General features: G+C 61.4%; 12 protein-coding genes and 1 pseudogene. 2 read left to right on the top strand and 11 right to left on the bottom strand.

Annotation, left to right across the window (positions count from 1 at the left end; translation table 11 throughout):
* Positions 1–107: 107 nt before the first annotated feature.
* Together ENN66_00390 and ENN66_00385 are read left to right on the top strand one after the other, a co-directional pair.
* Positions 108–1,508, top strand: a complete 1,401-nt coding sequence (locus ENN66_00390; protein ID HDS15095.1) for a radical SAM protein — start codon at positions 108–110, stop codon at positions 1,506–1,508.
* Positions 1,509–1,518: 10 nt separating this feature from the next.
* Positions 1,519–1,833 (top strand): DUF1018 domain-containing protein, encoded by a 315-nt coding sequence (locus ENN66_00385; protein ID HDS15094.1) that lies wholly within the window; start codon positions 1,519–1,521, stop codon positions 1,831–1,833.
* A 108-nt stretch (positions 1,834–1,941) separates the two neighbouring features.
* On the opposite strand, the gene leuB is transcribed toward ENN66_00385, so the two are convergent.
* The 11 genes and pseudogenes from leuB to ENN66_00330 form a co-directional block, all read right to left on the bottom strand.
* On the bottom strand, positions 1,942–3,027 hold the full coding sequence (gene leuB, locus ENN66_00380) for a 3-isopropylmalate dehydrogenase (protein HDS15093.1): 1,086 nt from the start codon (positions 3,025–3,027) through the stop codon (positions 1,942–1,944).
* 236 nt (positions 3,028–3,263) lie between these two features.
* Entirely contained in the window at positions 3,264–4,307 is a 1,044-nt protein-coding gene (locus tag ENN66_00375) for a 4Fe-4S dicluster domain-containing protein (protein ID HDS15092.1), read from the bottom strand.
* Positions 4,298–4,480, bottom strand: a complete 183-nt coding sequence (locus tag ENN66_00370) for a hypothetical protein (protein HDS15091.1) — start codon at positions 4,478–4,480, stop codon at positions 4,298–4,300. Before ENN66_00370 ends, ENN66_00375 begins: the two co-directional genes overlap by 10 nt.
* A gap of 185 nt (positions 4,481–4,665) precedes the next feature.
* Complete coding sequence (locus ENN66_00365; GenBank protein ID HDS15090.1) at positions 4,666–6,039, bottom strand: radical SAM protein; 1,374 nt, start codon at positions 6,037–6,039, stop codon at positions 4,666–4,668.
* Positions 6,036–7,309, bottom strand: a pseudogene (locus ENN66_00360) (radical SAM protein). Before ENN66_00360 ends, ENN66_00365 begins: the two are co-directional and overlap by 4 nt.
* Positions 7,309–8,061, bottom strand: coding sequence for a hypothetical protein (locus tag ENN66_00355; GenBank protein ID HDS15089.1), 753 nt, complete (start codon positions 8,059–8,061; stop codon positions 7,309–7,311). The pseudogene ENN66_00360 and the gene ENN66_00355 overlap by 1 nt, the downstream one beginning before the upstream one ends.
* Positions 8,049–8,960, bottom strand: coding sequence for a hypothetical protein (locus tag ENN66_00350; protein ID HDS15088.1), 912 nt, complete (start codon positions 8,958–8,960; stop codon positions 8,049–8,051). The genes ENN66_00355 and ENN66_00350 overlap by 13 nt, the downstream gene beginning before the upstream one ends.
* 9 nt (positions 8,961–8,969) lie before the next feature.
* Positions 8,970–9,275, bottom strand: coding sequence for a hypothetical protein (locus ENN66_00345; protein ID HDS15087.1), 306 nt, complete (start codon positions 9,273–9,275; stop codon positions 8,970–8,972).
* Complete coding sequence (locus ENN66_00340; GenBank protein HDS15086.1) at positions 9,268–9,747, bottom strand: acyl-CoA thioesterase; 480 nt, start codon at positions 9,745–9,747, stop codon at positions 9,268–9,270. Before ENN66_00340 ends, ENN66_00345 begins: the two co-directional genes overlap by 8 nt.
* Positions 9,744–10,655: a hypothetical protein gene (locus ENN66_00335; GenBank protein HDS15085.1), complete on the bottom strand. Its 912-nt coding sequence runs from the start codon at positions 10,653–10,655 to the stop codon at positions 9,744–9,746. Before ENN66_00335 ends, ENN66_00340 begins: the two co-directional genes overlap by 4 nt.
* Positions 10,656–10,661: 6 nt before the next feature.
* Complete coding sequence (locus tag ENN66_00330) at positions 10,662–10,868, bottom strand: hypothetical protein (GenBank protein HDS15084.1); 207 nt, start codon at positions 10,866–10,868, stop codon at positions 10,662–10,664.
* Positions 10,869–10,880 lie beyond the last annotated feature (12 nt).

The raw sequence follows: 10,880 nt of genomic DNA, 5'->3' as shown, positions 1-10,880 counted from the left end.
TCTTTTTCCGGGGTTGTTTCCCTTGGCAAAAAACCTGGGGCTGTGCGAAAAAACCGCCTGCTTTTTAGCACAGTTCGGGCGCGAAGAAAACAGATATCGGCGGCGGGGTGGTTTTCAGTCTGGCCGACGAGCCGCTGTATCGCAATCTGGATCGCTATAAACGGGCCCTGGCCGATGTCAACCGGGTTCTGGAGCGGGCCGGACAGACCCGGGGACTTACTCTTTCCCTGGCCAATTATCAGGCTCGCGAGCTGAGCCCGCTGCGCAGCGCCGATCTAAAGCAGGCCGCAGAAAATTTCTCCGCCAATATCTATTATCCTTTTTTCAAGCTCAGGCTGGCCGCTCTGGTCGAGGAAAATCAGGCTCCCGTGATTGGTTTCTCGCTTAATTTCTTAAGCCAGGCTTTGCCGGTGTTCGCCATGATCGGCTTTTGCCGGCAGCGATGGCCCGAGCTGCCCCTGGTGGTCGGCGGGGGCCTGATCACTTCCTGGGCCAGCCGGCCCGGCTGGCGCAATCCTTTTTCCGGCCTGATCGATCATCTGATTGCGGGGCCGGGAGAAGAACCCCTGCTCGCCCTGCTGCGGCCGGCCTCACGGACCGCGTTTTCGCAAGCGGAGAAGGTTTCGCCGGTCAAAGCTGGTGCCGCCGCTTTTTTGCCGGCCGGGCCGGGGACGAAAGTCTGGGCCCGGCCCGATTATGATGATTTCTCGGCGTTGCCCTATCTGGCCTGCGGTCGGATTCTGCCCTATGCCGCCTCTTCCGGCTGCTACTGGAACCGCTGCTCCTTCTGCCCGGAAAAAGCCGAGGGCCATCCTTATTGTCCCCGGCCTTCGGCAGCGGTGTTGGGGGATCTGGCGGCTTTCGCGCGGGACGGCTCTTTTGCCCTGCTGCATTTGCTTGATAATGCCTTGAGTCCGGCCCGGTTGCGCGCCCTGATTCGGGAGCCGCCGGGACTGCCCTGGTATGGTTTTGCCCGGGTTGACGCGGAGTTGAGCGAGCCCGATTTTTGTCACGGCTTGCGGCGGGCGGGTTGCGTCATGCTGAAACTGGGCGTTGAATCGGGGGATGACGGGGTTTTACAGACGATGGGCAAGGGGATCGGTGTTGAGCGGATTGCCAGGGTTCTGCGCAATCTCGGGCAGGCCGGAATCGCAACTTATGTTTATCTGTTGTTCGGTACGCCCGGCGAAAATTCAGCGGCGGCCCGCAAGACGCTGGAGTTTACGGTACGGCACGCACCTTGGATCAGCTTTCTTAATCTGGCGATTTTCAATCTGCCCCTGTACAGTCGTGAAAGCCTTGCCCTGGAGGTGCGGGATTTCTACGCCGGCGATCTTTCTCTGTACGGTGATTTCGTTCATCCGCTGGGCTGGGGGCGTCAGGCCGTGCGCGCTTTCCTGGACGGTGAGTTCAGACGCCATCCGGCGATCGCGCCGATTCTGCGGCGCGACCCGCCTTTTTTCAGCTCAAATCACGCGCCCTTTTTCACCCCGGCGCTGAGGTTCTGAAAAAATTCTGATGCTTGATCATAAAAAGCTGGCGGTAATTCATATCGTTAAGCGGGAACTGGGGCTGGCCGAGGAGGAGTATCGCGCTTTTCTGGAAGAACACTGTGGGGTGACTTCGGCTCGGGAGCTGGACGAAGCCGGCTTTCGCCGCCTGATGCATGCCTTTACCCGCAGTCGCCACTATCGACTCAATGACGAAGGCCTGACCCTGCGGCAGAAGCTCTACATTCTGCATCTGGTTGCGAAACTGGGTTGGAGCGACGCTCACTGGCGGAACTTTCAAAAGGAAGTATTACCATCGCGCCGAGCTTACCGCCTGCAGTAAACCAGAGGCCGGCCGCTTGATCGAGTCGCTCAAGAAAATCAAGGCGCATCAAACACCAGGCTAACGGCAAATCCGGTGTTGCGCGCGGCCCGTTCCACTGGGCAAGGTTCAGGCGCGGGCGACCAGACGGGCGCAAATGGCATCGCCCATGGTCTCGGTATCGACCGCCGGGTGATGGTCGCCGGCCAGATCGCGGGTCAGAATTCCGTCGGCCAGGGTGTCGGTCACAGCCTGGTCAATGGCGGCGGCGGCCTGGGGCAGGGAAAAACTGTGGCGCAGCATCATGGCCGCCGAGAGAATCTGGGCGATCGGATTGGCGATGCCCCGACCCGCGATATCCGGGGCCGAGCCGCCGGCCGGTTCGTAGAGGCCGAAGTTATGCTGGTTCAGGCTGGCCGAGGCGAGTAGCCCCATGGAGCCGGTCAGCATAGCGACCTCGTCGGAGATGATGTCGCCGAACATGTTGCCGCAGAGCATGACGTCAAACTGATGGGGGTCACGAATCAGCTGCATGGCGGCGTTGTCGATATAGAGATGATTGAGGGTGATCTCGGGGTAGGCCGCGGCGACCTCGTTGACGACTTCCCGCCATAAAACCATGGTCGTCAGAACGTTGGCCTTGTCGATGGAGGTGACCTTGCCGCGTCTTTGCCGGGCCGCGGCGAAGGCGAGATGGGCGATACGCTCGATTTCCCTCCGGCTGTAGACCATGGTGTCAAAGGCTTTTTCTTCCCGACCGTGGCCTTCCCGGCCTTTGGGTCGGCCGAAATAGATCCCCCCGGTCAGCTCGCGGACACAGAGAATGTCAAAGCCGTTTTTGACGATTTCCGGTTTTAAGGGACAGGCATCGGTCAGTGAAGGGTAGACTCGGGCCGGGCGAAAATTGCAGAACAGGTCGAAATGTTTGCGCAAGGGGAGCAGCGCGGCCCGTTCCGGCTGGGTTTCCGGCGGCAGATGTTCCCACTGCGGACCGCCGACCGAGCCGAAGAGAATGGCGTCGCTTTCCTCGCAGAGTTGCAGGGTCGCCGCCGGCAGAGCCGTGCCCTGGCTGTCGATGGCGCAACCGCCGACCTCGGCGAAGCCGTAGTCCAGCGCAAAAGAGAAGCTTGCCTGCGCCGCCCGCAGAACCTTCAGGGCCTGACGCATGATCTCCGGGCCGATGCCGTCTCCGGCCAGAACCGCGACTTTAAGCATTGAGATGCCTCTTTAAAATCCCTCATAAGTCCTTTGCGGTTTCAAAAAACAAGTCAATGAACTGATGCGGGTACTGGTTTACGGGCCGTAGAGGCCGCTTGGGTTTGTGCGGGGGGCTTATCCCCGCCTTAGCTCACAACAGCTTATGTTGTTGTGAGCTATAGAGATTATCTGCAAGCCGAAAGCCGGGCCTGGCTTTCGGGGACAATTGGTTTCGCGGTTTGCCGTCCGGCGCATTAACATAGGCGAATCGCGAACTGAGGACAGTAGCCCACGCAATACCCGCAGCGCAGACAGCGCGCCGGGTTGATTTGCGGTTTCCCTTCCGGATCCGGTCTGGCAATCGCGAGATTGGGACAGGCCTTGATGCAGCTGCCGCAGTTACGGCAGAGAAAATTCACGATGCAAAAGGCTTTTTCCGCCACCGTCGGCGGCGGCAGGTCGACCCGGGCTGTCGCCGCGGCCTGAAAATAGGCGAGGTTGTAATCGACTTCGGCCGGGCTGATCATGCCTAGCGCCACCGGTGTCGGAAATTTTTCCCGGACAAAGCTTAACGCGGTATGGTATTCCCGGACCAGACAGCCGCCGCCCAGGGCTTTCATCAGGTAAACGCCCTGGTTGCGCGCCAGGCAGAGTCTGATGGCCGTCTCCATCTCGGCGATTGTGCCGTAGAGAATGCCGGCGCCGCTTTTGTTGATCAGCGGAAAGACGATATCAACCTCGGCTACGGTCGCCGCTCGGCGAACCGTCGGTACCGAATGGGTGCTGACGCCGATGGCCCGGACCAGGCCTTCCCGTTTGCAGTCCTGCAGGGCCTGCCAGGCGGCGGCGCGCTCGGTGAAAACGTCCACCTCTTCCGGGACCCGGGCGGCGTGCAGATGAAAGATATCGATATCATCGATTTCCAGGGCCCGCAGGCTCTCCTCCACCGCAGCCCGCATGCCTTCATAGTCCGGAGCCATGGACTTGCTCGCCAGCACGGGGCGGATTCGCGTTGCCCGCAGGGCCCGGCGGATCGGTTCGTAGGTGCCGTAAAGCTGGGCCGTGTCGATGAAATTGATCCCGCCTTTCAGAGCCCGCGCGATGATCGCCGCGCCCGTCTCCAGGGTCAGGTTTTTTTGCAGCGGGCCCATCGGCAGGGCGCCGAAACAGAGTTCGGAAACCTCGAGGTTGCTCTTGCCGAGAACCATTTTTTGCATGATCGAAAAGCTTTCTCCAGGAACCAGGCCGTCGCAGATAAAAAACTGACGGGCAAAACGTTTCCCGCGGCTTACAGGCATTGAGGGTTGGACGTTCCCTGCGCGAGTCGGCCGGCGCCGCCCAGGTCGACAATGATGCCGTCGTCGCCGGTGTCGTCCCCGAGCTGGTTGTCGACGCTGTCCTTGACCGTGTCGACAACAAAGGTTGCCGCCGCGGCCGGCGCAACCAGGAAAAACGCACAGATGACAGTCAACAGCGAAGTCTTTAGTAAGGTTTTTATGATCATTTCCTTATGGAGGTCTGGGGGTTGTGGTCGGCGTCAGGCCGACCGCGGCGGCAAAGTCATTCTTGTAGTCGCACCTGTATACGATTAGAAAGTTCTTAAAGTCAAGCTGAAATCTGCGCGGTTTGCGCTGGGTCACCGGGAAATGAATTTTTTTATGGGCGTTTTAAAAGTTGATTCCAGAGCAGCCCCTGAAAACCGAAACGCCGCATGATTTTAAGGCGGACCAGGGCTTCTTCCGGGGGGAAGAGGCGCTCGCGCCGGCCCTTGCAGGCGGCGCTGATAGCCTCGTTCATGGTGGTCGGGTCGATCAGCGGCGAGAAGTAATAATAGGGGCGCAGCAGCTTGGTTTCCGGGGTGAGGCGGCCTTCCTGCAGGACTCGTTGGTGCAGTTTTGTGTCCGGCAACAGGCGCAGGCCGGAAAAGATGAACAGCACGCCGCCCTGAAGCCGGTCAAGCCGGGCCAGACCTTGGCGCAGGGTCGCGGGACTTTCGTCGGGGCCGCCGAAGACGAGGTAATGGGCGACCGGCAGTTGCAGTTGGCGGCAGGCCTGGTGGGTGGCCTGAATATCGGCGAAGGTAAAGCCCTTGCCGAGCCCTTGCAGGGTGGTGGCCGTCAGCGCGTCGCTGCCGAGTTCCAGCGCGAAAAGACCGGCCCGCCGCAGCAGTTGCAGATCCCGCAACGGCAGGCCGGCGGGGCGAAAGAAGGCGCTCCAGCTGATTTTCAGGGAACGGCTGAGAATCTCCTCGGCGATGGCGAGGTGATGGCGGCCGCCGTCGTTGAAAACCGAATCGACAAAGAACAGGGAGCTGACGCCATGCTCTTGTTGCAGGCGGACGATATCATCGACCACGGCGGCCGCCGGCCGGCGTCGAAAATTGCGGCCTTCAAGGGCGGGATAGGTGCAGTAGGTGCAGTGATGCGGACAGCCGCGCTTGCTTTGCAGATTGGCGAGATTGCTGCCTGATTTATAAAAGGTAAGGATTTCCGCATGAAAGCGGGGGCTTGAGAACTGTTCGCCGGACAGCGGCGCCTTTCCCCTGAGCAGGGGCGGCGGGTTCTCGCCGGCCGCCAGCGCGGCGATCAGTCGGGGCAGGGCTTCTTCGCCTTCGCCGACAATGCCGTAATCAGCCCCAAGATAAGCCAGAATGTCTTCCGGCATCAGGGAAAAGGCCGGGCCGCCGAGAATCAGAGGAACCGGACTGAGCTCGCGCAGGATCGCCAGGGTTTGCCGGGCGCTTTCCAGGTACCAGCCGGCGGCGCCGCTGAAGGAGTCGGTATTGTCGATGTTGCGCAGCGAAAGGCAGATGAAATCGGGCCTGAATTCGGCGATGATTGTTAAAAGCAGTGCCGCTTCCGCGTCTTCCCGGCCGTCTCGGCGGGCCGCGTCGGTCGCGGTCAGCAGATCCCATTGGGCCACCTCGTGGCCGGCCTGGGTCAGGGCGCCGGCCACGACCGCCATGCCCAGGGGATAAACCGGATACGGGGTGGTCGCCCGGTTGTTCGAGATCAGCAGCACCCGGCTCATGGGTTTTGTCCTTGTGTTTTCTTGAAGCGCCGGGGTTTTTTCGGATCGTAACGCTGGTAGGTGCCGTCCGCCATTTCCTGAGCGATGACCTTTTTAAAGAGGGCACCCATCTTGAGCTGGTAGCCGCCGTCGGCGTAGAAGCTGTCCCAGGCATAATGAAAGAGCTTCAGAAGTTTTTCCGGGCTCAGGCGGCGCGGTTGAAAAACGACCTGGTCGGTGGTGTAAGCAAGCCAGTTGTTGTGCAGAATGCGTTGCTCCTTTTCCAGTTGGGCGCGCAGCGGGGTATGGGGGAACGGCGTCAGAATGGTGAATTCGGCGATGTCCAGCTGAATCCCCATGAGGAAATCGACCAGCCTGCGAATATAAGTTTCATCCTGGTCATCCGTGCCCAGGAGAATGGTGCCCTCAACCCCGATGCCGTGCTCCTGCAGATGTTTGATTCTCTTTTCGATTACCGGGGAAGTGTCGGTGATCGCCTGATAGACATACCAGCAACCGGCGGCGGCCGCCAGACGGACGACCTCTTCATCATCGAGCAGGGGATGGGAGACCCATTTCTTTTTCAGCGGAATCATGGCCGTAAAGAGCTCGATCAGCCAGTCGCGGTCCTGGGCCAGGGAGTTGTCAACGATGAACAGGCGGTTGTTGGGAATGGCTTCCATCTCGGCGATGACCTTGGCGATCGGCCGGGGCCGGAACTGCCGACCGCCAAGGTAGGCGGTGCTGCAGGGGAAACAGTTGAATTTGCAGCCCCGGGAAGCATGCACCAGATCCAGCATCTGAACGCCGCGATAATTATAGAGGTCGCGCTTTAAAATCTCTCGGCGGGCCGGGCCGACCAGTTCGATATCGGGATGGTTGTGAAGATAGTTGTAGAGGGGGCGCAGCCTTCCCTTCCGGCTTGCAGATCGTCCAGTACCTGCGCGAAACGGCCCTCGGCTTCGCCGAGGAAAACGCTGTCGGCGTGTTCGGCGACCTCGTCGGCATGGAGCATGGTCGCGATGCCCCCGAACAACACGGGAATCTTGCGGGCGCGAAAGTGATCGGCCAGGGCGAAAGCCCGAGGCAGCTGACAGGTTAGCATCACCGAAAAGGCGACCAGGTCCGGGCTTTCATTCAGGTCAACCGTTTCCAGGTTGTCGTCGGTAAATTGCAGGTCGACCTCGGGGGGAACCGTGGCGGCAAACACCACCGGCCCATGCGGAGGCAGGTGGAATTCGGTCTGTTGTTTAAGTTTCGGCCAGGCCGGGTAGATCAGTCTCATTTTCATCAGGTCTGTCCTCTTTCTTGGTTTTCATTGCCGGTGAGTCGGCGGCTCAGGGTGAAGATATCCGGGCAGGGGCGTCCGCGCCAGAACAGGCCGGGCATTTTTTTGCCGAGGCTCAGGACGTCCCGGCTTTTGTCGGCGGATTGCCGGTATTTTTCGAGAACGACAAAGAGCGCCCCGGAATAAAAGTCGGCGTGGTTTTCGGCGGCCGAAAAAAGATTGCAGACGCCGGCGATGACGATTTCCTCATCGCCTTCGGCAAGCTGCTCCAGGGCCAGTTCCAGGGCCTGACCGCCGCCCGGTCGTGCTTCGATCAGAGCCAGGCCGCTGCCGTTCAGGGCAAAGCGCAGGGCGGCTTCGCCGAGAAAACTGGTGGGCAGGGTATAGACGAAAAGTCCGGGGCTGGCCAGTTGGGGATGTTCAAGCAGGCTTTCATGAAAAGCGTGATCGGTTGCGGCGCTACCGCTGGTGGTGGCGCAGATCAGGCCGTAATCGCGGGGCGATGCGGAGGTTGCGGCTTTTTCCGGCAGGTGTCCGGCGTCGGCCAGGGCCAGGGCCAGGGCGCTCAGGCCGATGCGGGAAAAAAGATCGAGGCGGCCGAAGCGGGAGCCGCCCTCCAGCTCTTTGATCAGGGCGCTTTCCGGTTGGGGCAGGCCGGGGCCCCACTCGGGGACGGCTCCCTTCCGGCCGCAACCGGCGCCGGCGGCCGTGGTCCAGCCGATACCGGTGATGCAGGCTTTGTTTAAGGTTGGCATGACCAGCGTCTTTCCTCGACCTTTTCCAGGATCAGGGCGGCGTTGACGCCCCCGAATCCGGAGTTGCAGAGCAGCAGGCGCGGCCCGGAAAACTCCTGCGGCGCGGAGCTGAGGCGAACCGCAGCCCGCGGCGCGCATTTCTCCAGGCCCGTGGTCGGGGGCAGAAGGCCGTGGCGCAGGCAGTCCAGGGCGATGACGGTTTCCAGGGCTCCGGCCGCGCCCAGGGTGTGCCCCAGCGCCCCCTTGACCGAATGACAGGGGCGGCGGCGCCGGAAGATTTCGCCGAAGGCGTGAAGTTCCATGTCGTCGTTGTGAATGGTGCCGGTGCCGTGCGCGTTGATCGCGGCGAGGTCTTCGGGATCAAGTTCCGCTCGTCGCAGAGCCCGGCGGCAGGCCTTGATCAGTCCCCGGCCGTCGCGGGCGGGGGCGGTCAGATGGACGGCGTCGTTGGCCGCGCCCCAGCCGCGAATGCGGGCCAGCGGGCGGAAGCCTTCCCTTCGGGCCCGGGAGGAGTTCATCAGCAGCAGGGCCGCGGCCCCCTCGCCCAGGATCAGGCCGTTACGAGCTTGATCAAAAGGGCGGCAGCAATCAGGGGTCAAAGCTTTGAGCGAGGCAAAACCGGCAAAGACAAATTCGCTGAGAAGCTCGGCGGCCCAGACCAGAATGCAGCTCTCCCGTTGCGTGGCGATACGGCCGGCGGCCAGGGCCAGAGCCAGGGTGGAAGAGGCGCAGGCGGCGTTGATGGTGAGCCCGGCATCCTCGAGGCCGCAATGCCGGGCAACGAGGCGGGCGGCATTGCGGGCGGCGGGAAGTTCGTCTGCGGCCGACAGCGTCAGGTCGCCGGCAAAATCAGGGTCCGGGTTGGGGGCGGTCGCCGCGACCGGCGGCGTCGGGCGCAGGTTTTGTCGCTAGATTTTTTCCTGCCGGTCGATGGCGCCTTTCAGGGTCGCGCCGATCAGGGTGCAGCCTTGGGGCAGGGGGCGCGGCAAGCCGTGTAGAAGTTCGCTCAACAGGCTTGGAAAACGACTGTCGGAGTCGGGTTCGGGTTTCAGCCCTTTGATTTCGGCCGCGCTTTTGCAGTAGTAGGGGGCGGTGGAAAAGCGTTCCACCGGGGTAATGCCGGTTTCTCCGGCCAGCAGGCGGGCCCAGATTTCCGTCCGGCTGCGGCCCAGGGCCGCGACGGCTTCGGCCGCGACAATCCAGACTTCAGACATGAGCGGACCGTTCCCTTCCCCGGTTGCGCCAGTTTTCCAGGAAGGCCAGATAAAAGGGCGGCGGTGTCATTAAGACCGAATTCTGCCGGGAGTCAAGCATCATCTGCACGCTGTGGCCGCTGGTGCTCAGCTCGTGGCGGGCATTAAAGATCCGGTAGCTGAAATTAAGCCGGGCGGCCGCGGACCAGTGCAGGGTGCCGGTGATCGTGATTTCTTCTTGAAATCTGAGGGGCAGATGGTAATCCAGCTGCAAGCGGCGGATCGGCGCGACCACTCCCTGTTTGAAAAAATCGAGGTAGCCGATGCCGAAATGATCGCCCAGGGCTTCTCTGACATCCTCCAGATAGCTGGGAAAGCGGCCATGCCAGACAATGCCGAGGGCATCGACTTCTTCGAAACGAACCCGGCGCTGAACGCTGAAGTGCAGCGGCGCGGGGTCCTGTGGGGAGCTTTTGAAAGGTGTCCTTATCATGCCGGGCGCAGATGCAGGGTCATCGTCGTCGTCTTCAGACCCGCGACGGTGATGGTGAGCAGGGCCTGAATCAGGGTTTCGTCATGGGCCTCGGGCGGTCGGGTCAGACGGCAAGTGACCAGAAGTTTTTGCCGAGGTCGAATCCGGCGCATGAATTTCGCCTTGTCGAGCGTGGCCAGACTCAGTTTTCGCTGACAGAGCTTCTCGCTGAGCATGATTCCCAGTTCCACCTGCAGCATCGCCGGCAGGATCGAATACTCGGGAAAATGTCCGTCGAAACCGATGCATTCCGGGGCGAAAACAAATTCCCGGCTTCCCTGGGTGGAACCGCTGCTAACCATGGCGCCCAGGGCGGCGGCGGCCGGACGATAATCGTTGTAGTTGATGGTCCAGGCTGGAGCTTTCGCCGCGGAGCGCAGCTGTCGCAGCCGGGCCGGATGGCCGCGGACCTCGGCGACCGGAGCGGGTTTCGTTCCGGTCGCCTGGGGCTGCCGTCGGGGTAAAAGAAAGATCAGGCGCACGGTCTCGGCGACCGCGGCGGTAAAAAAGCGTTCCCGCTGGTCCGTTTGCCTGGATTCATGGTCAAAGGCTCCGGAGCTGAAGCCCTGTTCGTCGATGATCAGGTTCAGCATGGTCAGTCCCAGACTGTTGCAGACAATCAGATGGGCCCGGCCCCGGTCGAGGTCAAGCTCCATGAAACCCCGCAGGTTTTCCCGGTGGCGGCTGTAGTCGATTTCCGCCAGGTGTTGCAGCTGATATCTGCCCCGCTCCTGCAGCCAACCCTCAAGCGGCCGGAGCGGGCCCGGTTCAGACGATGGCACCGGGGTGAACACGCAGCCCAGCAGGAACAACAGGATGAAACCGGTAACCAGGCCGCAGGCTCGGGTCCCCGGTTTAAAGCCGGACATGACGACTCATGACCGTTTGATCACCAGGGTTCTGTCGTCGGCCCCGGGCTCGGATTTATCGTTTAAGGTCAACGCCTGGGAAAAACTCAGGACGCGGCCGTCCCGGGTCATGACCCGGTCCTGGCCGATCAGGATCAGGCCGGTCCTTTCGACGACGTCCTTGCGGTATTGGTATTCGAATTCAAGGGTTTTTTTGCGCAGGTTGTAACTCATGCACATCCAGAT

The organism is Pseudomonadota bacterium, assembly GCA_011049115.1.
Taxonomy (GTDB): Bacteria; Desulfobacterota; Anaeroferrophillalia; order Anaeroferrophillales; family Tharpellaceae; genus DSCM01.
Note: the sequence above shows the minus strand (reverse complement) of the source record. Positions and strands in the feature narration are given on the sequence as shown.

What these genes read in the sequence shown, in the direction of transcription:
- ENN66_00385 (HDS15094.1), top strand. Translation starts at nt 1,519, where the DNA reads ATGCTTGATCATAAAAAGCTGGCGGTAATTCATATCGTTAAGCGGGAA.
- leuB (HDS15093.1), bottom strand. Translation starts at nt 3,027, where the DNA reads ATGCTTAAAGTCGCGGTTCTGGCCGGAGACGGCATCGGCCCGGAGATC.
- ENN66_00375 (HDS15092.1), bottom strand. Translation starts at nt 4,307, where the DNA reads ATGCCTGTAAGCCGCGGGAAACGTTTTGCCCGTCAGTTTTTTATCTGC.
- ENN66_00365 (HDS15090.1), bottom strand. Translation starts at nt 6,039, where the DNA reads ATGAGCCGGGTGCTGCTGATCTCGAACAACCGGGCGACCACCCCGTAT.
- ENN66_00355 (HDS15089.1), bottom strand. Translation starts at nt 8,061, where the DNA reads ATGCCAACCTTAAACAAAGCCTGCATCACCGGTATCGGCTGGACCACG.
- ENN66_00345 (HDS15087.1), bottom strand. Translation starts at nt 9,275, where the DNA reads ATGTCTGAAGTCTGGATTGTCGCGGCCGAAGCCGTCGCGGCCCTGGGC.
- ENN66_00340 (HDS15086.1), bottom strand. Translation starts at nt 9,747, where the DNA reads ATGATAAGGACACCTTTCAAAAGCTCCCCACAGGACCCCGCGCCGCTG.
- ENN66_00335 (HDS15085.1), bottom strand. Translation starts at nt 10,655, where the DNA reads ATGTCCGGCTTTAAACCGGGGACCCGAGCCTGCGGCCTGGTTACCGGT.
- ENN66_00330 (HDS15084.1), bottom strand. Translation starts at nt 10,868, where the DNA reads ATGAGTTACAACCTGCGCAAAAAAACCCTTGAATTCGAATACCAATAC.